The following is a 25529-nucleotide window of genomic DNA, read 5'->3' as shown; positions in this document are numbered from 1 at the left end:
CGCTTATTTACTCATCCCTTAGACTATTAATCGGGTTTGCTTTTGCTGCAAAGACACTTTTGGTTGATAGTACAAGACTTGCAAATGCAATCAACCCCAGTGCAGACAGTCCAAAAATCCAGGGACTTATCGTAGTTCGGTAAACAAAGTCGTTCAGCCAGCTATGCATAAAATAATAAGCAATTGGAAAAGCTACTAGACAGGCTATTGCAACCAGTGATAGTAAATTTCGAAGCAGTAAAAATGTGATCTGGAAAACAGATGCCCCCAGCACTTTACGGATTCCAATTTCTTTTGTGCGTTGATTTGCCGTAAATATGGCTAATCCAAATAAACCCAGTCCGGCGATGAGCATAGAGAGCCCTACTGCCCAGGATAAGAGTTTAGACAGCTGCTTCTCCTGTGTATAGAAGTTTTGGATGACCTCATCCACAAACCGCAGGTCTAATTCATCATCAGGAAAAACCGATTTGTAGCTTGACGTTATTTTATCAATGGCATTTTTCCAGTTTTCGGGATGTGATTGATCCAAAGCGATATGGAGTACGTATCCTTCTTTGCTACCGGTATAAAGAACCGGTTTAACCCCTTGTCGAGCAGAAGCCAAATCAAAATCCTCCATTACACCAACGATGATATTTTGTCCATTTTCGAAGGTTTTGCCAATGGCATCCTGCGGGTTTTTGATATGTAATAGCTCAAGGCCTTTTCTATTAATCAGCATTTCACTGGTTGAATCCAATAGACGGATATTTCTTCCTGCTAAAAGTGGAATCTGATAAACATCTAAATAGTTTTCATCACCAGAGCGGCTATCAAAAGTCAAGGATTCCTTGTCCGGCGATTGATCGTAAGAGATTGCGGTAGTCATCCAGCCGTTCATCGCGGGTGCAATGTTCCCGAAACTGATTGCTTTAATATCTGTTAGCTTTTTGAGCTCATTTTTAAGGACTACACCTTTTGCCGAATTTTGAAAAGCTCCCGGAATATAGACATTAACAATAGCGTCCTTTTGAAATCCCATGTCTCGATGGGAGACGTAATTGATTTGCCGGACAACAACGAGCACACAAATCAAAAAAGCCTGAGCTAATACAAATTGGAAAATAGTCAGTGCTTTGCGTATCCATGCGCTTCGGGAAAGATTCGTGTTCTTTCCAAGCTGATTTTTGAGCGCTAGCACCGGAGCATATCCTGTCAGTACCCAGGCAGGGTAAAATCCGGCTAGTAAGGTTACTAAGATCAATTGTCCAAATAGAAAGAAAACAATAACGGTTTTGTCCAGGCCGTCTACGCTTAGGTTTTTCGGAATAAATCCTTCAAAGACATGTAAGAACAATGGCAATAATAAGACTGCAAGTAGTGTTGCTGTCAAAGTTATCAGAAAAGTTTCGATCAAAAACTGTTTGATCAATGTAGTTTTAGAACTACCCAACGTCTTACGAATGCCCACTTCTTTGGCTCTTTCAATAGACTGAGCCGTGGATAGATTGATAAAATTTACGGCCCCCAGGGCTAAGAGGAAGACTGCAAGTAAAATAAGGTTGCGTAGTGCTTCCGGATGGGTAGCGTCATAATTAAATCTTGTATCAAAATGTACATCTGCCAATGCTTGTAATTCAAGCTTATCGTTTATTTTCTCTCCTTCTTTGTATTTATATTTTTTAAGGAGATTAGCAATATTCCGTTCCAGTAGATGCGGATTGCTTTGTGCTTTAGTTTTGATAAGTACTTGATGGGAGTCCGATATGCTGTTCCAAGCTTCCCACGTATACATATTTTTTAGATTGTTATCCTGAGGGATCGTCTGCTCAGCGATGAAGCTTTCAAAATTGAAATCCGAATTATGCTGCGGATTTTCTATTACACCAGCGACCTGAAGTGGGATACTATCTGCATATATGATGGTTTTGCCAATCACATTTGCAGGCAGTTCTTTTCCATAAAACTTTTCTAATGTTTTCTCTGTAAGGATAATATTTCCGGATGAATTCAAAGCCTTAGCACTACCAGCCAACCATTTTGAAGGGAAAATATCGAAATATTGGCTGTTAGTGAATACCATCTTCTGTTCTTTCGGGAAAGTCTGGAATTTGTCTGTTGCCAGAGAAACTTTTAGCTTTTGGACATGGCTTCGATAAATCGGGGCTACGGCCTCCAAGTTGGGTAACTCTGCTTGCATGATGCGTACCAACGGTACGTAGACGCCGGCATTTTTGAACTCTCCGTTATTGACAACACGATAGACCTGTTGTTGGTTGGGAACATGTTTATCAAAACTGTAGTCGTATTGAATCATCAAGAAAATAACCAGCGTTGCTGTAATACCGATCGCAAGACTCGTGATATTGATAAACGTGATCAACTTATGTTTTTTTAAAAAACGATAGGCTGTTTTAAGTGAATTTACAATCATTGTTATTTCGTTTTTTGTTAACCCTCCAATTTGATATACTCGTGTTGCTATTCGTCCCGTAGGCTATTGACAGGATTTTGGATAGCCGCCTTGATCGATTGAAAACTAATGGTCAGTACTGCCGCAAATAGTGCTAGCCCAGCGCCTAATATAAAAGGTGTTGCCGTAAGGTCGATGCGGTAGTAAAAATCTTCCAGCCACTTGCTACACGTCCACCAGGTCAATGGTGCGGCAATTAGGATACTGATTAAAATGAGCTGTACGAAGTTCTTTGCCAATAAATGAAAGATACTTGGAATACTTGCACCCAAAACTTTGCGTATACCGATCTCTTTGCTGCGTTGGAAAGCCGCAAGGGTAATCAGCCCAAAGAGACCCAAACAACCGATTAAAACAGCAACAATTGTACTTACGTTAATTAATTTGGCTAGATTTTGCTCTTTTTGATAAAGAGAGGCAATCGTTTCATCGTAAAATTTTACTTCAATCGGGTATTCCGGGAAAAACCGCGCATATATTTTATTGATCGCTTCGATACTGCCTTTCCATTCCTTGCTGTTTCCCGATAGTTTCATGTTAAAGGTATAAGCGCCGCCACTAAAACTGCGCAAAGCCAAAGGTGTGATCTCTTTATAGAATTCCTGAGCATGAAAATCTTTAATAACGCCAACGATCGGGAAGGTACTGTCTTCTTGACCAATTGACTTCCCGATAGCATCTTGAGGCGAATTGAAACCGAATGCCTTGACAGCAGATTCATTGATAATATAGGCATTGACAGTATCGGATTGTGGTAGGTTATTTCCCGCGATTAGCTTCATGTCATATACAGCTATATAATTCGGATCCGCATTTTTAAAGAAAATATCGGATGAAATTTTTTCTTTTAGTGTAGGGTCTTGTCGATGAAACCAAGATGATGAATAATTATTTGATAAGGGCTTGCTGCCGATTGAAGCTGCAGAAACACCTTTTATTTTTTGGATCTCATGTAGAAGAGTTTGTTTCTTACTTTGATCCAGTTTTTCTTCATAAAATTTGTTGATGAGTTTGGAAGGTAGGTCGAAGGTAACAACAGCATCTTTGTCGAATCCCATATCTTTGTTGAGGGTATAGGAGAGTTGTTGCCCGATAATGAGGGCCGAAACCGTAAAAAATTGAGCAATAAAGAATTGGAATACAATTAACGTTTTTCTAAAGTTTATTTGTGTTTTTCCAATTTGAAACTGCTTGCCTGCCCGAAATAAATTGACAGGCTGTACCTTTTTAATTAACCAAGATGGATATGCCGAGGAAATTAAGGTCGTTGCGGCTAGTAAAATTGCGATAAACAGCATTGATGTCGTCGAACTGGTAAAATCTTTTACTTTCTCCGGAATCATTTCCTGAAAATAGATAAAGGCAAGTTTCGTCAGAAAGACCGAACAAACAAGTGCAATGGCAATGGTAAAAAGCGATTCAAAAATAATTTGGCTAACCAATTTTCCCTGACTACTTCCCAATGTTTTACGGACACCGATATCTTTACTCCGTGCTGGGATTTGTGCCGTACTAAGATTGATGTAGTTGATACAGGCCAAAAGCATCAGAAAAGCAGCTACGGCAATCAACCCATAAATAACGGTTTTGCTTGTTCTTTCGGCGTACCATTCTTTTATGTGGACTGCAAAATGGGAATCTTTTAGGGGCATGACCACGACCTTACGGTTGTAGTCAAACTTAGGTTTTTTTTCCTGGCTGAATTCCTGCCATTTTTTTTGTCCGATTTTATTGATAGCTGCCTGGATTGGAAGGTCTTTTACCCCATCTTTTAATTGGATATAAAGCCTGTCGGTACCATTGGTATTCGTCCAGACATTCAGTGGGTAGACTTCTTCTTTAAGCAATACGAATTCTGTGCCATTGAACTCCGTGTTGAAGGCAAGGTCATCAACAATGCCAGTTACCGTTTTGGGTATGCTGTCGTTATAAAAGATGGTTTTGCCGATTAAGCCCTGGACAGCCTGGTTTGGGAAATAAATGGCAGCCCTTTTTTTTGTCAGTACAATGTCGTTGGCAGTTGAAAATGCTTTCTCAGGTGAACCTGCTAACCATTTGTAGCCAACGAGCTTGAAGTAGTCGCTGGTGGTCTCCGTCACATTACCTTCCGCCTCATCAAAGTCCTCGACAAGTTTTTGATTTTTTTGTCCCTTGTTGATTGTGACAGATTCCATTTGATAATTTCTGAATGCTGGAGCGACCAGTTCCACGCCTGGAATTTCTTTTCGGATGGCCTGATAAAACGGCTTGGCCAATCCCCCATTGTAATTATCCTTTCCATCATTTTTAAACTGAGAAATGATCCGATAGGTTCGATCAAGCTGAGGAACTCCAGCTTCAAAACTATACTCATAATTGACAATCTTAAATATGACCCAACATGACGTAATGCCGATGGCTAGTCCAATAATATTTAATAGGGAGAATAGTTTATTCTTCCAAAGTTGTCGAATGGCCGATTTTAATAGGAGGTTGTTCATAGCTGGAGTATCGTGATGGGATTAAATTATATTGTTATTCGTCTCTTAAACTATCTACAGGATTTGCCTTGGCAGCCTTGAGTGTTTGAAAACTCACCGTTACTAATGCGATAATGATTGTAGCAAAACCAGCAAAGACAAACATCCACCATTGTGGTTCAATGTGATAAGCAAAGTTGTCAAGCCATTTTTTCATCGCCATCCAAGATAGCGGTGTCGCGATGAGGAGAGCTACAGCCAATAACTTGATGAAGTCGGAAGAGAGCAGGAGGATTAAATTATAGATGGATGCACCGAGAACTTTCCGTACGCCGATTTCTTTGGTACGCTGTTGGGCTGTATACGTAACAAGTCCCAATAAACCTAAACAGGCAATAAAAAGTGCCAGTCCGGAGAAGGCTGTAAAAAGTCTTCTAAAATTAAAATCCGCTTCATATTGTCGATTGAAATTGTCGTCGAGAAAGCTATATAAAAATGGACGGTTTGGTACAAGTTCATTCCACAGCTTGCCGATTCTGGCAACGGTCTCAGGCTGGTTTACATGTTGGATATTCAAGGTTAAATACCGGCTGCTGCTTGGTTCAAGTCGCAAAGCTAAAGGCTCAATCTTACGGTGCAAAGAAAGGTAGTTGAAATCTTTCACCACACCGATAACCGTTCCTTCTCTTCCCCATTGACGAAATTGTTTGCCAATAATATCTTGTGGATTTGAATAGCCCCATTGTTTTGCAGCAGATTCATTGATAACAATTGAATGGGCCGTATCCGCTGGGAAATCTCTGGAATAGGCACGTCCTGCGGCCATTTGCAGACCAATATTAGGAATAAAGTCAACATCGACTTCATATAAGAAAGGAGCAAATTGACTCATTGTTCCATTTGCTGACATGATTTCTGTCCCTGCATTTGGAAAAAATGTTCCCGGTACCGTACGTGATGCGGTGACAGACAATACATCTTTATCTTTTGCAAGTGTAGATTTTATCGCTTCAAGGTTATTGTTTACTTTATCATCAAAATTATAATCAATGACCAGTCGTTGATCTTTTTGAAATCCAAGATCTCGGTGCTGTAATTGATCTAGTTGAGAAAAGACGACGACTGTACCTGCAATGAGCGCAATAGAAAGGCAAAATTGGAAAACGACTAATACGCGACGTAATAATGTACCCCCTTTGCTGTTGCTATAACTTCCTTTAAGTACTGTAATGGGGTTGAAATTAGCTAGAATCAACGCGGGATAACTGGCAGCAAGAAGTCCTGTAAAAATGGTAGTGAATAGGAATATTGCCCAGGTCGTTCCATCTTTCAGGGACGAATAATTGAGGTGTTTGCCCGAGAATGTTTCCAAAAAGGGAAGAAAGGCCATAACGAGCAGTATAGCCAAAATACTACTGACGAATACAAGAACCAATGATTCAGACATAAACTGAAAGATCAGATTGCTTTTGCTTGCTCCTATGGTTTTTCGTACGCCTACTTCCTTTGCTCTTTCCATTGACCTTGATGTAGCCAGATTCATAAAGTTCACACAGGCAATCAGTAATATGAATCCGCCAATAATGCTGAATATGTATAAATTCTGATAGCTTCCATTGGTACCGGGTTGACGATCCGCAGACGAGTGCATGTAAGCCTGCAGAAGTGGCTCGATATGGAAATTGTATTTTGCGTTTGGGTTTTCATTTGTTGGGAGATTCCGTTTGAGAAACTCCGGTATTTTTTGGTCGAACTTTACAGGATCAAAGTCTTTTGAAGCGAGAAAGTAGGTGTAAAAATCGACATAATCCCAGCCCTCTTTATTAAAAACATCGGGTCTTGCGTTTCGGAATGTACTCATCGAGAGCAGTGCATCGAACGTAAAGTGTGAATTGGCAGGTACATCAGCCATTACAGCTGTTACAGTATATAGACCTGCGTCAGCCCGGCCCGCAGCTAAACCTCCCTCAAGCGTCTTGCCAATGGGATTTTGATCTCCGAAATATTTCTTAGCGGTACTTTCTGTTAATACGACAGAATAGGCGTTCTTTAAGGCTGTATGAGGGTCGCCGGCCAAAACCTTCCAACTGAAGACATCAAATGCAGTAGAGTCCATGAAAAATACATTTTCCTCCTGGAATCTTTTATCGCCTTGTTTGAGCAGGATAGACGTTTGTCCTGAAAATTGAACGACCTTCTCGATTTCAGGGAAATCTGCTTTGATGGCTTCACCGATTGGACCATTGCCCCAGATTTGATGCTGCTCTGTGCTGCTTATATCTTTATAGTCATGGACGATGCGGTAAATTCGATCTTTATTCACATGATATTTGTCGTAAGACAATTCATTTTGTACATAAATTGCTATCAATAGGCAACAGGCTAATCCTATTGCCAAGCCAATTATGTTTATGGTTGAATACCCTTTATTTTTAGAGATATTGCGCCAGGCTATTTTTATATAGTTCTTGATCATTGTTTTATTCTTTAGTTTTAGTGTATCAATATGTTTAATCCACTTTTACTGTATTTTTCTTTTTATTCGTCTCGTAAACTATCTACGGGATTGGATAAAGCTGCCCGAACAGCCTGGTAGCTGACGGTGAAAATGGCGATCAGCAAGGCCAGGATACCACCGAAGACAAATGTTAGCACGTCGAGATCTGTTTTATAGGCAAAATTGCTTAACCATTGTTTCATTAGGTAAACTGCAATAGGGCAGGCAATCAGAATGGAAATGGAGACGAGTATCACGAAATTTTTCCCCAATAGCCGGACGACTCCAAAGGTGCTAGCTCCAAGAACTTTACGGATGCCGATTTCCTTTACACGCATTTGCGCTTCGTGAGTTGCCAACGCAAACAGACCTAAAGCAGATATAAAAATGGCGATGCCAGCGAAAATATTGAACAACAAACCTGTGCGCTGCTCGGATTTATATAGATTATCAAATTGCTGATCAATAAAGGTGTAGTTAAAAGGAGCATCTGACGGATATCGGTTATAGATCTTTTCTAAAGCTTTAATGGCCTCAGGGGCTTTTGTCGTACTCGTTTTAACATAAAGTGTGCCTGATCCCCAGCGCGTCCAGAAGACCATTGGCCCTATTTTATCTTTGATGGATTTGAAGTGAAAGTCTTTCACAACACCGATAATTTGCCCAGGGAAATCGTGGAAACTCATATTGGATCCTACGTACGGCGGTTTTAATCCCATTTGTTTCGCCAAGGTCTCGTTGATTATATAGCCGGACGAATCAACCGGCATGCCGCTAAAGTTTTTTCCTTCGAGGAATTGCATGTTCATCAAGGGAATAAAATCCTTATCGATGGTCGCTTGAGCAACAATGAGTTTGTTGTCTTTGGACTTGCCGGGCCAATCGATATCGCCCGTGGCATTTCCGAAATCTGTCATGTTGTAAACACCGGATAGAGAGACCGCCTGTATGGCATTGTTGCTTTTGAGTTCGGCACGTATCGCGTCCATATGTTTGTAGGCTTCCTCTGGAAGGCCTAGGGTTAGCACATGGTCTCTGTCATAGCCGAGGTTGATCTTCTGGATAAAAGCCAATTGGTTTCGGATCACCAATGTACATACAATAAGGGTCACGGAGAGCGTAAACTGGAAAACCACCAATATTTTACGCATGGTATTAGAGGAAATACCTTTTACTGATTTTCCTTTTAACGAATGAATGGGATTGAATGAGGAAAGCTGTATCGCAGGATATATACTGGACAGTCCCAATGTGCCTATAATTGCAGCCCCAATATACAGCCATATCGTCGTATTATGGAAAGATAGGCTGATTGATTTTTGTGCGATCTGATTATATCCGGTATGAAGAATCACTATAAGGATGAAAGCGATCAGTAATGAACAAAGAAATACAACAACAGTTTCTGTGATAAATTGTAGGAATAAATGGAGACGGTTAGCGCCGATTATTTTACGGATACCGACATCTTTCGCCCGATCCAACGCTCTTGCAGTACTCAGATTGACATAATTTACCGCACCGATCACCAGAAGTAATATTGCAATGATCCCAAAAATCTGAACCATGCGAAGCGTCGATTTATTTCCGTCAGGAGCGATTAAATGCATGGTTTTGAGTGGATCTAAAACAAATATAGTCGAGTTTTCACCGTCGCGGGCTTTGGTATAAGTGTCTGTGACCGATTTTCCAATAAGTGCGGCAGAAGCATGAGGTTTGACTTTAATATAAGTTGAAAAACTATAGTTACCCATATCTTCATCTATAGTTTTCCATTTACCGTTACCGCCCCAGTTTGTAAACCGCTGTGCATGATAACCCAGTGGAATAACTACATCGAATTGCATCGAGGAGTTTTGTGGAATATCGTTTAGGATACCCGCTACAGTGAAGAGATCTTTTTGGTAACGGAAAGTTTTTCCAATGGCTTTTTGCGTACTAAAAAGTTTCTCGGCTGTTGAAGCAGTGATCAGTGCCTGCTTATAATTTTCCTGAAAACCTGAGAGAGAGCCCTCTTGCAATGGAAAATGAAACATCTTGAAAAAATTACCATCTACATAATAGATGTTCATATCAGTTACCGGACGTTTCAGTTTGTCATTGACCAATGTGGTACTGTAATCCTGTGAAACTCGCGTTGCGTAATCTACCTCCGGTACATTTTGTGCATAGTTTCCTATCGGCCCGGGAGATGTCCCCCATATCGAACCGTTGTGCTCGGGATCCAAATGAGAATTGACTTTGTAGATCTGTTCAAAATCTGGATGGAATTTATCAAAGCTCTTTTCGTCCTGTACCCAGAAAATAATTAATATCGCTGCCGTAAGACTGACCGACAGACCTAATATATTGATAGCAGTATAGAATTTCCGTTTCCTTAATTCTCTAATGGCAGTTATTAAATAATTCTTTATCATGGTGATAGGCTTTTTTTGATTAATTCTATTGTTTAGTCATTCTTTGCAGCGCATTATTCAAAACAAGGATTATGCTGGGATCATCGCTGATTCCCATCATTCTCCTTGATCACTATTGAGCTTCTTGACTATTTTATTCATCTCTTAAGCTATTTACGGGATTTGCACGTGCCGCTTTTATGGATTGGTAGCTCATTGTAAAAAATGCAATAAGTAGGGTTGCGGCAGCTGGAATGATAAACATCCACCAGGATAGTTCTATCTTATAAGCAAAATCATCTAGCCATTTGTGCATCGCCCACCAGGCAATTGGGGTAGCGATCAAAATAGAAATGAGTATAAGTTTGATATAATCTTTTGATAATAATCCAATAATCCCCAGTACCGTGCTTCCCAACACTTTTCGAATACCAATTTCTTTTGTGCGTTGTACTGTAGTGATGGTAACCAGGCCGATCAAGCCCAAGCAGCTGATGAGAATCGTCGTTGATGTAAATAGATTGATGATCTTCGAGAATTTTAGATCACTGCTATAGAGTTCTTTGATTTGCTGATCATAGAAATCATATTTGAATGGGGCTTTTGGATAATATTTTTTCCATTCTTTCTCAATCTGTTTTAAAGTTTCCGGCCAGGTAGTTGAATTATTGTTGAGTTTGACACTTAGTCTGTTTAATTCCCATTTTTTAATGGAACTCAGCATGACAACAGGTTGAATGGCTGCATGGAGATTTTTTGTGTGAAAATTGTCAGTTACGCCCACAATCTGCCGCTGTTTGTCTGTATACGTAACAAAGCTCCCTACAGCATTTTCAGCAGATTTAAAACCTAATTTTTGAACGCTGGCTAAGTTTAACACGATGCCTGTGCTCGTATCGGCCAATTGCAGCGGGCGGCCAGCAAGCATTTTAAAATTATAGAGCTTAAAGTTATCTTGGTCGACAAATTTCATTTGTACATCGGCTTGTACCTGTCCCGTATCACTTTTCGCAAACAAGGCATTTCCCCAATGGTCGTTACTCATGGGCAGATGCCCCAAGGAAGCCTGCTCTACACCTGTGATGTGCTTAATCGCTTGTTTGAAAACAAAAGGATCAACATTACTGTCCTGATAACTTTTACTCGGGAAACGTAGGGTAATGATCGCATCCTTATCGAAGCCGGAGTTATTCTGTAGTGCGTGTTTCAACTGCAGACCAATGATGCAAGTTGAAATAACAAATAGCTGGGCAATCAAAAATTGAAAAACAATGAGCATTTTTCGAAAAGAAAGATTGCCAAATTTAAGACTTTGCGCATTCGAGATTTTAATGACTTCAACAATCTTGACTTTGTTTGTCAATAAGATCGGATAACCAGCGGAAATTAAGGTAATCGTAATTGTAAGTGTTGCTAAAAATAGCGATACGCCCCAGGGATCTGGATACAACTTGAGCTGATCGGGAATATATGCTGCTAAAACTGTTTGAATGAGAATAAGTAAAGGCCAAGATAAAAGCACCGAAAAAGCCGTAATGCAAAATGTTTCTAGCAGAAAGGACTTTGTAATTCTTTTCTGGCTTTCTCCCAATGTCTTTCTGATACCAATTTCCTTGGCGCGTTGTGGGATTTGGGCTGTAGCGAGATTGATGTAATTGACACAGGCGAGTAAGAGCAAAAATATACCTATGCCGATAAGACCGTACATTATTTTCTGATCAACATTATTTTGCGCGTAAGAAGTAAAATGTAAGTTTTTTAAAGGAACTGTATTTACATGCATTTTAAATCCAAACTTGTCAAATTCAGCATGTGTCATCTCATACGCCTTTTTGTCGGCTGTCTTTATGAGGTTAGGAAGGGAAGCCGATGATTTTACCTTAATAAAGAGCTGCCAATTGGAATTTGAATTGTTCCAGTTTGTGCTATTCCATTCCTGTTCTGGAATCCGGATAAATTCTTTACCCAAAAAGCTGCTTGGATGAGCTAGATCTTTTACAATACCGGCGACATTGTACAATGTACTATCATAGGATAAGGTCTGTCCTATGATTTGGTCTATTGACGTGTTTGGGAAATACAATTTAGCCCGCGATTCTGTCAGGATGACTTCATGGCTATTTTTTAGTATATTCCTTTGGTCGCCAGCTAACCAAACATAAGGTGTCATTTTGAAATAGTCTCCCGTGGTACCGATGATTTCGGGCTGATCTTCAAACTCTATTTTCTGCGCGCCGCCATTATTACTGACACGCTCGAAGTATTGTTTAAAGATGGGTACTGTCAGTTCAACATTGACAAAGTTATCCTTGATATATGCCGGTAATGGTGCGGGAACACCATCGAAATGATCTAATTTATCCTTTTCCTCATAGGAGGTATGGACCTTGTAAATCTGCTCACTTTCTGGATGATGCTGGTCAAAACTAAATTCATAATTGACGATACGGAAAATTAGCCAACAGGCACTTATTCCGATGGCAAGCCCAAATACATTTAAAAATGTGAAAAGACGGTTGCGCCATAGTTGTCTGAAAATTAATTTAATCGTGCTCATCATCTATAGGTTATTAGGAGTAATATCTTGGTTATATATGAGTTGTCTTATACCGAAGTTGTTTCCATAATCACTTGTCCGTCTAGCATGCGGATTACACGGTCAGAGAATTTTGCATCGTGCTCACTGTGTGTTACCATGACGATGGTTGTGCCGGCTTCGTTCAATTCAGTCAGGAGTTGCATAACTTCGTTACCGTTATTGGAATCGAGGTTACCCGTAGGCTCATCGGCAAGGATCAGTTTGGGATTATTGACAACCGCACGAGCGACAGCCACACGTTGCTGTTGACCTCCGGACAGCTGTTGTGGAAAGTGATTGCGACGGTGCATGATCTGCACTTTTTCCAAAACCTCTTCTACACGTTTTTTGCGTTCTGCTGCTGGAACATTGGTATAAACCAGTGGAAGTTCCACGTTTTCAAATACGGTCAGTTCATCGATCAAATTGAAGCTCTGAAATACAAAACCAATGTTATGTTTGCGAAGATCTGAGCGACCGCGTTCTTTGAATTTGGCAACTTCAATCTCGTTGAACAGATAGCTTCCTTCATCCAAATCATCCAATAGACCAATGATATTGAGTAAAGTCGATTTCCCACAGCCCGAAGGCCCCATTACAGCAACAAACTCTCCCTCTTTGACATGGATATTGAGGTTGTTTAATGCGACGGTTTCAACTTCTTCTGTGCGGTAATACTTTTGAAGATTTGTGATTTTGATCATATTTTTTGTGCTCATGGTTTTTATGTTTTGTATCCTTGGCGAAATTGCTTTGGACAGTTACTGTTTCTGTTATTAAATTCTTTTTTATTGTTTATTGATCTCTTAAAGTCTTTGTCGGATTGGCTATCGCTGCTTTAAATGCCTGTGAACTGATTGTCAATAGGGCAATGATAATAGCTGTCAGACCACTGATGATAAAAATGGTCCAGGAAATATCGATATGATGTGCATAATTAGTTAGCCATTTGCTCATGATCATCCACGCAATAGGAAAAGCAATGATACATGAGATCGCTACAAGAATGACAAATTCACGGTTGAGCATTTGGATAAGTCCCGAAACAGAGGCGCCCAAGACTTTACGGATGCTGATCTCTTTTGCGCGTTGCTCAGTTGCAAAGGCGGCTAAACCAAATAGACCTAAGCAGGAGATAATGATGGACATCAGTGCAAATACACTGGATAGTTGCTGTACGAAAAGCTCGGCTTTAAATTTATTGTTGAAGCTATCATCCAAAAATTTGTAATCAAAAGGGAAGCCAGGGTTATTTTTGACGATGACCTTCTCGATTTGTTGAATGGCATCTGGTAAATCTACTCCAGCCTTTGTCTTGATGGTCATGATCCCATTATCTCTATTCATTGGTAGAAACAGCATCGGCTCAGGATCGGCATACACATTGTTATAAACGAAGTTCTTGACGACACCGGCGATGGTGAATTTTTCCTCACCGTAACTGATGATGTTACCGGCAACAAGGCCATCTTTTTTGATCAGTTTTGCAAATGCTTCGTTGATGACAACCGAGGTGCTATCACCCGCAAAATTTTGATGGAAGTTTCTACCGTCAAAAAGTTTTAAATCCAAAGCTGGAATAAGACCCTCATCAGAACGTAACATACCAATCAAAATACTGGCATTTGGATCTTTTCCATCCCAGCTAAAACCGGACGTATTGGAGTTGATATTGAGGATACTCATGTCACTGACACCGACTTCTTGAACAACTCCTGTTGCCAATAATTGATTTTTAATGAGCGGCAGATGTTTGGCCATATCGCCTTGTAGCGCTGTAGTCAACACCTGGCTCTTATCAAATCCGAGATCCCTGTTCTTGTTGTGCTGAATCTGTTGGTAGATAATAATGGTACAAATAATTAATACAACTGAGGCTGTATATTGCAGGATGACCAACCCTTTACGGACGAGACTTCCACTACCGGCCTTCTGTTTCGCCCCTTTGATCGTTGAAAGCGGCTTGAATGCAGAAAGGAAAAATGCGGGATAGCTACCTGCAAATAATCCACATGCTAATGTTATTGTCGTTAAAAATAGCAGGTGTGAGGGGGCCAAAAGATTAACCTGAAGATCCTGGCCTATCATGGTGTTGAACGGCCTGATGAAGATATAGATTAGTAATATGGCAACAAGAGAGGAGATAATTGCCAACACAAGGGATTCTCCCAAGAATTGCATAATGAGCGATTTGCGACTTGCACCAACCACTTTGCGCATCCCAACTTCTTTTGCTCTTTTTTCAGATCTTGCAGTTGCAAGATTCATGAAATTGATACAGGCGATCAGTAAGACAACCCATGCAATGAAGGTAAATAGACGAATATTTTTAATGCCACCTTCTTTTTCAATACCACTGTTATCAAACTGATTGTAGGTAATCCAACGTTCCATTGGATAGAGAAAATTCTGTGAGAAAGTGACTTCACCATTGGTCTTGTGTTTGACGAAATCCATCATCTGCTTGTTAATCTGATCGACGTTGGCATTATCTTCGACCTGAACTAGCGTTTGAACACTATTGTTCCCCCAATTTTTTAGAAAATCCTGACCAGCTTCAAATTTTTTGAAAGGGATGAGCCATTGAAAATCATAGCTGCTATTTTTGGGTAGGTCCTTGATTACCCCTGCAACAATAAATGGTTCACTATTGTTTGTTTTGACAGTTTTTCCCAATGCAGGACGGTTGCCAAATAATTTCTTCGCTGCAGTTTCTGATAATACAATGTTATTGACTTGATCAAATGCAGTCTTTCGATCTCCTTCAAGAAATGCTAGGGATAGCACATCGGCGATGCTTCCATCGGCATATACACCATTTTGAAATATATTATTGTCTCCGACGGAAAACAGCATTGGCGAATTCCAGCTAATGCGAACGGCATGCTTGATGCCGGGAATTTCTTTTTCTACGCTCTGGGCAAATGGTCCAGGTGTTGATTCGAAAACATAGGTGGCACCATCGTATGTCTGTTTTGATTTGACAATGTAGATATCCTTTTTGTTGGCGAAATTATCGTTGAAGCTCAACTGATTTTCAACCCATAAAAAAATCAACGATGCCGCAGCAATCCCGACCGCCAGTCCAAAAATATTGAGAAAGCTGTACCCTTTGGTTTTCCAAAGGTTACGAAGTGCGGTTTTAATAAAGTTTTTAATCATCGTATATCTTGTATTATTTATTTTATTACTCTATTCGTCTCTTAAAATTTTTGTAGGGTTGACCATTGCCGCTTTGAGCGAAACTGAACCGGCTGTAAGAACAACCAATAAAATAGTTGTTATCGCCGCTAATAAGAAAACCCAAGGATCTATTGATGTGCGGTAAACATAATTGTCAAGCCACTTGGAAATAATCAGCCAGGAAATTGGAAAAGCAATAAGGAAGGATACGATCACTGGGATCATATAATCTCTACCGATCATCATAACAATATCCCGTTTCGATGCACCTAGGGTTTTACGGATTCCAATTTCTTTCAGTTTAGATTCTGTGCTGAACAATACGAGCCCGGATAATCCGATACATGAAAGTAAAATGGTTATAGCGGCAAATAACTGAACAAGCTTTCCATGGATTATATCCTTTTTATACATTTTATCAAAAGATTCATCCATAAAGGAATAATTGAAGGTTGATTGGGGGTTGTATTTGTTCCATAGCTTTTGGACGGCAGCAAGTGCCTGTTCTTCATGTCCTGGACTGGTCTTGATATACATTCCACCAAGTGCATAGCCCATACCGGAAAAAAAGATGCAAGGTTTTATAGCTGTTTTTAGGTCATTAAAATTAAAATCCCTCATGACACCCACAATGGTCAGTGTTTTTCCCTGAAAAGTAATGGTTTTACCAATGGGATTTTTTAAGCCCATTTGTTTAATTGCAGTTTCATTCAGTAGCGCATGACTGCTATCGGAAGGATTTTTTGTAAAACCGGCTCCTTCGGCTAATTTGATGTCTAAAACAGAAGTGAAGTTTGGATCAATAGCAACGCGTCTAATGAAAAAATTAGACTGCAGTTGGTCTTTTCCATCCCAATTAATGTCGGCGGTTTCAGATCCGATGTTACTGATGTCGTTGCTGGCGGCGGTAACTCCTAAAATACCCTGTTGATGCTGTAGTTCGTTTCGGATTGCTTCATAATGTGGCAAAAAGTTTTTCTGTTCAAATAGAAAGACATTTTCTTTATTGTATCCTAAATCCTTGTGACGCATATAACGCAGTTGTTTCTCAAAAATAAAAGTGGTGATAATGAGTATAACTGTGCAGCAGAATTGTAGGACAACAAGTCCTTTTCGTAGATTATTTTTGTTGCCAAATAGTGTGCTGTTATTTTTTAGCTGGCTCAACACCTTGTTGCTTGAGAAAAGTACAGCAGGGTAGATTCCTGCAATTAGTACAGTTGTTATAAAGGTGAGTAGAAAGATAAACCACAGTTCGGACGAAAGAAGGCTGAATTGAATGTTTTTTTCAGCGATCACATTAAAAAATGGGATCGCTAGATAAGCGAGTAGGGTAGCAATACCTAATGAAATCAAAAACAGCACCGCAGACTCGGTCAGATATTGAAGAAAAAGATGACTTCTCTTAGCGCCAATAATTTTACGAATACTGATTTCCTTTATTCTTTTTGTAACTCGGGCCGTAACCAAATTGACATAATTGATACAGGCAACTAGTAAGATAACAAAGGCAATGACTGCAAATATATAAACGGACTGCATACCGCTGTCACCACCTTTAGGAGTATATAGATTTGTTTGTGTTATTTTCTGTAGGAAGAATGCAAATTTAGTATACAGCGGATTTCCTTGAAAATTGTCTTTTTGGATGGCGGTAAGCTGCTGTGCCACCTGATCCGGATTGGCCCCTGGCTTTAGCAAAAAATAAATGTAATATTGAAAATTGCCCCATTTTTCATCCAGAGGCTCTTTGGATAGACTGGCCAGTAGTTCAAATGGTAATAGATAATCAGCCTTAATGGAACTATTGCTAGGGAAGTCTTTGATGACTGCTGTAATTAGAAAAGGCTGTTTACCAGTTTTCAGAATAGGGTCGACTTCTAAATAGAGCGTTTGTCCTAATGGATTTTCATTTTTAAAATATTTATTGGCAATCTTTTCTGTAATAACGATTGACTGTTTTCCTTGGAATAACTTTTCGGGAGTCAATGATTCTGTACTAGCATCGAATACCTTGTTAAAGGTACTGTCAACATACACCCCATGTTCGCTGGCCATCAGTTCATCTTTATTGAACTGTATGTCCTGCCCAGCACTTATGCGACACGCCTCTTGTATTGCGGGAATTTTTAATTTTCCATATAGCGCAATTGGCGGTGGTGCAGCATGAACGAATTGGTCATTTTCCTTATCGAAGTTTGTCGACAGTTCATAGACTCGATTCGCATTATTGAAGACCTTATTAAAGGACAATTCATCCGTGATCCAAAGTGCAATGACAATAACCACTGTTAGACTAATACTTAGTCCGGCAATATTCAGAAGTGTAAACTTCTTGTTTGTAAGCAAGGAACGAATTCCAGTTTTGATCGCGTTCTTTATCATTGTTCTTTGAATAGGATCATAGCGGTTATCAAAAAGATTTGATGCACTTAATCAAGTCTCTTCGATAACCGCTATATGATGTTACTTTTTAATATTCAACTCTTGAACCTTATCGTAGGTCTCATAGCTCGATACGATAACTTTATCCCCCGGTTGTAGACCTTTGATAACCTCATAATATTCCGGATTCTGTCGCCCTAATTGGATATCGACACGATATGCTGTGCTTCCATTTTTATCCAATTTGAAGATCCAGTTACCACCGGTCTGTTGATAGAATCCTCCTTTTGCCAGTAATAATGCTTTTGTCTCGTCACTTAACGCTAAACGTATCTGTAAAGTTTGTCCACGACGGATCCCTTTTGGAACATCATTGATAAATTCCATGTCAACCTGGAATCGACCATTGGTGACCTGTGTATAGACTTTCTTGATACGGAGTTTGTAGGTTTTTTCACCGATAGAAAATTCACCTTGCAGATCTGGGAAAATACGGTTGATATAATGTTCGTCAATATCAGCACGCACTTTGAATCCTGTCAAGACGTCGATTTGTCCCAACCGTTCCCCGGCGTTTTTGTTTTGTCCGATTTCTGCATCGAAGGCTGTCAATTGTCCGTCAACAGGTGCTCTAACGATCAGATCACCAATTTTTCTTTTCATCAGTTCCAATGCGCTCTGTGTACGTTGATAAGTTTGCTTATCCTGATTAGTTTTTTGCGCATTAGAGATTTCGTCCTGTTTTAGGATCTGTTTGGTCAAGTTGACCCGTTCTTTTTGATAGTTATAATCGTTCTTTGATTTTTCGAACTCTTGTGTACCAATGGCTTTTTCAGCGAGTAATTTTCTATTTAAGGTATAGATACGTTCAGCTTCTCGGTAGGCTTGTTCTACATCAGCCATTTGGTTGCGGTTGTTAATCGATGCTTGTTGTGCATTGGTCTGCGCTATTTGGGACTGTGTCAATAGATTCAGCACTTGCGTTTCTTGTTGTACCAAGGTAAGCTCCTGATCGGTATTGGAAAGACGCATGATTGCATCCCCTTTTTTTAAGATAGTGCCATCTTCTACAAACTTTTCTTCTACGCGTCCACCAACAGAAGCATCGAGGTATATGCTGCTAATAGGAAGCACAGTGCCATTTATAGGGATAAATTCCTGAAAGTTTCCATTTTTTATTTCGACGATAGAGATGCGGTCAGCTTCAACATTCAGTTTGCTTTTGCCGGAGGTAAAATAGAAACTGGCGCTGATCAATCCAACTAAGCCAGCAACCCCCACAATAGTCATGATACGTTTGCTATTCCACTTCTTCTTTTCTAAAGGTCTGTCCATAATTTAATATCAATTTTGTATATAACTATGAAAGCTGTGCCAAGAATGTAATTTATTGATTGATAGATTCTTATTTTGTTTAGTTTGAAGCTTGGTGTTCGATAGCGGACACTTCTTGTACGAAGGCGTACAACTGGAAGTTTTTTGCTGTTTAGGGCGTCAACTGAAGCGCTTTTAACAAATATAATCTGGCTGCCGTGAAGCACATTAGTTCCGGTGGGGCAAAGGCTACTCTGTTGGGGCAAATTAGGTAAGTAGCTATATTGACCGATCGGTCCAAAAGGTTGGTAAAAGTGGTCTGTTAAAATTTTGTCCATTCCTGAAAAAGGTTTACAAAAACCGAATATTAAAATCTTAAATTTAATATTATGAAAAAGCGTATGACAAAACGTAAATCAGGGGGACAGCAAGTTTACAGCGATAGCTTCAAAATCCTCGTTTCCAGAGAATACCTTGCGGGCAAGCTGAGTTATTCGCAACTTGCCCAGAAGTACAATCTTCCGGGGGAAGCCACTCCGCGGTATTTTATGAAATGGTACCAGCAGTGGGAAAGCAATCTGGAGCTGGAAGTTCCCCAGGCTGTGGAGTCAGAAGATACCGGGTTGAAAAATGAGCAGGATCTCAGGGATGAACTCTTCCAGGCGAACCTCAAAATTACTGCCCTGGAGATGCTGATCAAAAAAGCGGAGGAGCTCCATGGGGCTGATTTTGTAAAAAAGTCTGGGGCCAAATCGTCCAAGAAATGAAGTCGTGTTACCAGAATGTTTCGGTCTCCAAACTTTGTGGACTATTTGGCAGAACAAGGCAATCCTACTATAAATATATGGGCAGAGAGCAGGAATATTCCGTTCGCAGTGGTCTTGTGTTGGCGCGGGTACGTGAAATTCGGAAGGACTCCCATCGTATGGGTACCCTTAAACTCCGCAGCATATTGGCCAAAGAAATGGGCAGCGCGATGACCGGACTGGGAAGGGACGCTTTTTTCAGGCTGTTACGTGAGAATGACCTTTTGGTCAAATGCAAACGCAGGTATGCCATCACCACCCAATCCGACCACCGTTTCAAAAAGTGGCCCGACCTTGTGCAGCGCAGGCAGGCCCTGCGTCCCGAGCAGATATGGGTAAGTGACATCACCTACATCCGCATCCGGGACAAATGGATCTACCTGTGCCTGGTCACAGACGCCTATTCCCGAAAGATCGTGGGCTACAAACTTACCCACAGACCAACAGCCCAGGCCTGTATATCAGCGCTCAGGATGGCCATATCACATCGAATCTACCCGCAGAGCAGTCTGACCCACCACTCGGATCGGGGCATCCAATATTGCAGCACAAATTATGTCACTATATTGCAGGAAAATGGGATCGCAATAAGCATGACGCAATCCGGGAGCCCATATGACAATGCCGTGGCAGAAAGGTTAAATGGCATCCTAAAAAACGAATATCGAATGGCCGAAACTTTCCCGGACTATAAAACGGCACTTGCACAGCTGGTCAAAGCAGTCAATATATACAATCATTTTAGACCACATATGTCCTGCAATATGATGTCTCCCCAACAGGCACATCTGGAATGGCAGAACCAAAAAACTCCCAAAGTGTTTCAAAGACGTAACGCTGAGTCAAAAAAGTTCCGCAGTAAAACCAGGGAAACTGTGGTCAGGGAACGGACAACTGATAATAGTAAGAAAACAGACAATGACAACTATATCCAGTAGAAAAAAATAGAATGTAAAATCTATATAGTAATCTGTTCGGTATATGTAAACCTATTTCAGTATAAGACATTTAGGATTTAACTATATTACTTTCGTTGTTTACTCGGTGCTTGTTCGGTACTTAGTCGGAACTTCTTCGGAGCTTCTTCGGTTGTAACCGAAAAAAATCCGAACAAGCTCCGACTTATATCCATTGAATAGAAGAATAAATGTCGAATTTGATTTGAATTATTCTTCTATTTATACAGTTTGTCTTTGCTATTGTCCAACTACGCACACCGACTGTTCATTAATGAACATTTTTGAAAATATGTTTTTTGTATCTATTTGATAGTTAGTGTTTTTGTTGTTTGGCATGGCGATGGTCAGCAACAAAATAAAAAATGGATATGAAGAGAGTCTATATATATAGTACATTATGCTTTTTATTGAGTTATGCCAAGGCAGGGGCGCAACAGACGGAGCAGCGACTAACAGAAAGAGTAACGGGGACAGCAACAATTGCAGCGGTAGACGATAAACAAATTGCCAAGCGGAGCTTAGCTGAGTGTATTCAGTTGGCAATAAAGGCCAATCCAACCTTATTGCAGAATGAACTCGATGTGAGGCGTGCGGAAGTGAATTTAGCACAGGCTAAAGCGAATAGACTTCCCGATGTTGACGCAAGCTTACAGCATAGCCTAACATCAGGAAGATCTCAGGATAATTCGACCCTTCAATATATTTCATCAAACAACTCAACAGGGAATTTTTCTTTGGGCGCAAGCCTTCCAATATTTAGAGGGTTCCGTTTATTTCACGATATCCGGATGCGTGCTGATGCAAAGACTGCCGGTAAATTGACTTTTGATACACAGATTAATGCTTTAAAACTGGACGTTATTACCGCTTATATCCAAAGTTTGACTGCTCAGGACATATTGCGGCAATCAGAAATGCAGACTGAGGTTACCCGAGAACAGGTCAGACGTGCGGAGAGCATGCATAAGGAAGGCGCAATTAATCCTGGGGATTACTTTGATTTGAAAGGACAACTGGCAAATGATGTTAACACGATTGAAAATAATCGTCAGTTACTATACAGTAGCCGGGTGAAACTTGCTGCCTTATTAAATATGGATGAAAATCAATTGGGCGAATTGGATAACCTTGGAATAAAAGAGAGCGGGCAGCGACTGGATGCGAAACAGCTCTATGAAATGGCTGTTGATCAATTGCCGGATATACAGGCGCTGGATTATCGGATCAAAGTGGCGGAGCGGGATATTAAGATTGCGAAATCATACTATTATCCGTCCTTGAGCCTGAGCGCTGGTTTAGGATCAAATTATTCTAAATTGGGGATTCAAGGAACGTATTGGTCACAAATGCGTAATAACGTAGGAAAGTATATTTCTCTCAATCTTTCTGTTCCGATTTTTAATCATTTGCAGGTTTATAACAACGTCCGCTTGGCAAAACTAGATTTGCAGACGGCTAGATTTCAAAAAGAGATCCAACAAAATGTTTTACGGTCGGCGACGTCCAATGCGGTTTTTAACTTGCAGAACGCAAGCAATATGATTACACAATTGCGTAGTCAGAATGAAAATTATGCGGAATCTTTTCGTATTGCCAAAGTAGTATTCGAATTGGGAAATAGTAATTCAGTGATATTTTTGACCGCAAAAACGAAATTCGACAATAGCCAGATTCAATTGGTCGTCAAACAGTATGAATGGCTGCTGCAAAAATATATCAATGATTATTACGCAGGCTCGTTGAATTTATAGTTATCTTAGTATCTTCAATGAAGTCAGGAAGTATGAAAAAAGCATCTATTTTAGTCGTTGATGATGACCAGGATTTATTAACTGCGGCAAGAATCTTGCTTAAACCTAAAGTTAGTCATATTCAAGTTGAACCCAATCCGGAGAACCTAATAGCACATCTGGAGAAGACACCTTACGATCTGGTGCTTTTAGATATGAATTTTAAAAGTACGATTAATACCGGTAATGAAGGATTATATTGGTTGTCTCGGATCAAAGAAAAGTTTCCACAGGTACACGTCATTATGATTACGGCTTATGGAGCTGTTGATCTCGCTGTAAAATCGCTGAAACAGGGAGCATCAGATTTTGTCGTGAAACCTTGGGAAAATGAGCAATTATTGGCAACGATCGAAAGCGCTCTTGCTGAATCAAAAAATAAAGAAAAGAAAAGCAAAAGTTCCTTGCTCAGTAGTGCGAATAGTCCTGATTTGATTGGTAATTCCATTGTTATGGACGAACTGCAATATAAATTGGAGAAAATTGCACCTACAGATGCCAATATATTAATATTAGGTGAAAATGGGACCGGGAAAGACCTGATTGCTCAAGCCATTCAGCGAAGATCCTTACGTTCAGACCGGACCTATGTTAAGGTTGATGTCGGGGCGTTGACAGAAACATTATTTGAAAGCGAGCTTTTCGGTTATAAGAAGGGCGCATTTACAGATGCCCGTGAAGACCGCCAAGGTCGATTCGAAGCTGCAAACGGGGGGACATTGTTCCTCGATGAAATTGGCAATATCTCTTTGCAGCAACAGGCTAAATTGTTAACCGTACTGCAGAATAGACAAGTGACACCGTTGGGTTCCTATCAACCAATCTCGGTGGATATACGCTTAATCTCAGCAACTAATGTTCCGTTGAAACAGCTCGCAGATGAAAGTCGTTTTCGAAAAGACTTAATTTATCGGATCAATACCGTGGAAATTCAGGTGCCGCCTTTGCGTGAGCGAGGAGAGGATATCAAGCTATTGGCTGATCATTTTCTCGATATCTATTCGAAGAAATACAATAAGCGGATTGAAGGCTTTGAACCGGATGCGGTTAAAAAAATGTGTGCATATCATTTCCCGGGCAACGTCCGAGAACTCCAATACAGCATCGAACGTGCCGTAATTATGGCTGATCAGCTCAGTATTGCCGGAAATGATCTCTTTTTCTCGCCAATAGAACAGCAAATGGATAACAGCGTTGTCGAATCCAGTCCCAGCAGTCAAAATCTGGAAGAATTGGAACGTAAAGCAATCAAATCGGCGATTGAGCGGTATAACGGAAATATCAGTAAAGCAGCAAAAGAATTAGGGCTTACCAGGGCGGCGCTTTATAGACGTTTGGAGAAATATGATATTTAGTCGATGAGGCACGGAAAAATCTTAAATGCAATCAAGGTTATATTACTGCTGGTAGCGGCACTTGCGAGCGCTTATTTGCTGCTTAAAAGGGAATATGTACAGGCGGCTTTGATCTTTTGTATGATGCTATACCTGGGTTTTAACCTATATGCACAGTATAATTTTTTGGCCAGGCAACTGATTGAATTTTCCGAAGCGGTCAAATACCGCGACTTTACCAGACGTTTCTTGGTGAAAAATACAAAGTCAGTAGAGGGGCAGCTTTTTCTGGCCTTTAATCAGATCAACGAAACATATAAGGAGATCAGCATTAAGCAGGAGATTCAGCACCAATACCTGGATCGTGTGATCAATATGCTGAATTCGGCGATTATCTTTTATGAGATGGATAGTGGTAAGGTCATGTGGGTGAATGAGGCTTTCAAACAGCTGTTTCATTTGCCACACCTTGGAAACATCACGGGACTGAAGAAAAAAAACAATGATCTTTATGAAAAAACCATGTTACTTGAAAACGGACAGCAACAGATGGAGTCCATTCAATCAAGTAAAGGAAAAATAAAATTATTGATTCAGAGCTCAAGCTTTGAGACACAGGACGCCTTGTTTCGCATTGTGGTGTACCAAAATATCAACGAAGCAATTGATGAGACTGAGACGAAGGCATGGCACAAGTTATTACGTGTACTAACGCATGAAATCATGAATTCCATTGCCCCGATCAGCTCACTTGCTGAAACCTTAAACGGTCGTTTGGACCATTTTAAAGGAGCTGAAGATATTGATGATCTAAAAACAGGTATTTCCACCATCAAACGCCGTAGCGAAGGACTTTTACATTTTGCGAAGAGTTATCGTATGATCAATAAAGTCGATCAGCCTCAGTTAGCGCCGATCCAAATTTCGCAGTTATTTGAACATATCTATCAGCTGCTTGAACCAACCTTGATCCAGAAAAATATTGATGTCGATATTATTCTGAAAAATACACGGCTAATCTTATCTGCCGATGTCAATTTGATCGAGCAGGTTATTATTAACTTAATGTTGAATGCAATAGATGCGGTTAAAAATAGGGAAGAAGCCTATATTAGTTTATCTGCTCTTGAAGTAGACGGAAAGGTGCAGATTCGGATTGAAGATAACGGGGCAGGAATTCCTGCCGATCTTCAGGAACAGATCTTTACGCCATTTTTTACAACAAAGAAAACGGGTACAGGGGTCGGCTTGACCCTAAGCAAACAGATCATGCTTTTGCACAAGGGAACTATTTTCCTCAATAGTACGGAAGGAGAAGGGAGTGTTTTTGTTCTCCAGTTTTAAGGGGGCATTCCTGCAAACTAAAACCCGAT

At 40.3% G+C, this 25529-nt stretch carries 14 protein-coding genes; 5 read left to right on the top strand and 9 right to left on the bottom strand.

The window, feature by feature from the left end:
• Window positions 1-7: 7 nt before the first annotated feature.
• From A9970_RS17685 to A9970_RS17645, 9 genes are all read right to left on the bottom strand, one after another.
• Window positions 8-2416, bottom strand: coding sequence for an ABC transporter permease (locus A9970_RS17685; RefSeq protein ID WP_182983247.1), 2409 nt, complete (start codon window positions 2414-2416; stop codon window positions 8-10).
• Window positions 2417-2463: 47 nt separating this feature from the next.
• Entirely contained in the window at window positions 2464-4935 is a 2472-nt protein-coding gene (locus A9970_RS17680) for an ABC transporter permease (RefSeq protein WP_182983246.1), read from the bottom strand.
• 34 nt (window positions 4936-4969) lie between these two features.
• A complete protein-coding gene (locus tag A9970_RS17675; RefSeq protein WP_182983245.1) occupies window positions 4970-7390 on the bottom strand; it encodes an ABC transporter permease in 2421 nt (806 codons plus the stop codon).
• Window positions 7391-7452: 62 nt separating this feature from the next.
• Complete coding sequence (locus tag A9970_RS17670) at window positions 7453-9828, bottom strand: ABC transporter permease (protein ID WP_182983244.1); 2376 nt, start codon at window positions 9826-9828, stop codon at window positions 7453-7455.
• Window positions 9829-9961: 133 nt separating this feature from the next.
• Window positions 9962-12367 carry an ABC transporter permease gene (locus tag A9970_RS17665; protein WP_182983243.1) on the bottom strand — a complete coding sequence of 802 codons (2406 nt, stop codon included), beginning with the start codon at window positions 12365-12367 and terminating at the stop codon, window positions 9962-9964.
• A 44-nt stretch (window positions 12368-12411) separates the two neighbouring features.
• A complete protein-coding gene (locus A9970_RS17660; protein ID WP_046672289.1) occupies window positions 12412-13089 on the bottom strand; it encodes an ABC transporter ATP-binding protein in 678 nt (225 codons plus the stop codon).
• A 91-nt stretch (window positions 13090-13180) separates the two neighbouring features.
• On the bottom strand, window positions 13181-15547 hold the full coding sequence (locus tag A9970_RS17655) for an ABC transporter permease (protein WP_182983242.1): 2367 nt from the start codon (window positions 15545-15547) through the stop codon (window positions 13181-13183).
• A gap of 30 nt (window positions 15548-15577) precedes the next feature.
• The gene (locus A9970_RS17650; RefSeq protein WP_182983241.1) at window positions 15578-17953 is read right to left on the bottom strand and encodes an ABC transporter permease; all 2376 of its coding nucleotides are present in this window, start codon (window positions 17951-17953) and stop codon (window positions 15578-15580) included.
• Between the two features lie 81 nt (window positions 17954-18034).
• Entirely contained in the window at window positions 18035-19288 is a 1254-nt protein-coding gene (locus A9970_RS17645; protein ID WP_153847183.1) for an efflux RND transporter periplasmic adaptor subunit, read from the bottom strand.
• A gap of 368 nt (window positions 19289-19656) precedes the next feature.
• Between A9970_RS17645 and A9970_RS17640 the strand changes: the two genes are divergently transcribed.
• From A9970_RS17640 to A9970_RS17620, 5 genes are all read left to right on the top strand, one after another.
• Entirely contained in the window at window positions 19657-20034 is a 378-nt protein-coding gene (locus A9970_RS17640; protein ID WP_182983240.1) for a transposase, read from the top strand.
• The gene (locus A9970_RS17635; protein ID WP_182983239.1) at window positions 20031-21011 is read left to right on the top strand and encodes an IS3 family transposase; all 981 of its coding nucleotides are present in this window, start codon (window positions 20031-20033) and stop codon (window positions 21009-21011) included. The genes A9970_RS17640 and A9970_RS17635 overlap by 4 nt, the downstream gene beginning before the upstream one ends.
• Window positions 21012-21400: 389 nt before the next feature.
• Window positions 21401-22783, top strand: coding sequence for a TolC family protein (locus A9970_RS17630; protein WP_182983238.1), 1383 nt, complete (start codon window positions 21401-21403; stop codon window positions 22781-22783).
• Between the two features lie 32 nt (window positions 22784-22815).
• Window positions 22816-24177: a sigma-54 dependent transcriptional regulator gene (locus A9970_RS17625; protein ID WP_153847181.1), complete on the top strand. Its 1362-nt coding sequence runs from the start codon at window positions 22816-22818 to the stop codon at window positions 24175-24177.
• 3 nt (window positions 24178-24180) lie between these two features.
• On the top strand, window positions 24181-25500 hold the full coding sequence (locus tag A9970_RS17620) for a PAS domain-containing sensor histidine kinase (RefSeq protein WP_159730437.1): 1320 nt from the start codon (window positions 24181-24183) through the stop codon (window positions 25498-25500).
• Window positions 25501-25529 lie beyond the last annotated feature (29 nt).

The sequence above is a fragment of the Sphingobacterium sp. UME9 genome (assembly GCF_014170215.1).
GTDB classification, from domain to species: domain Bacteria; phylum Bacteroidota; class Bacteroidia; order Sphingobacteriales; family Sphingobacteriaceae; genus Sphingobacterium; species Sphingobacterium paramultivorum.
This window is presented reverse-complemented; position numbering and strand designations above follow the sequence as displayed.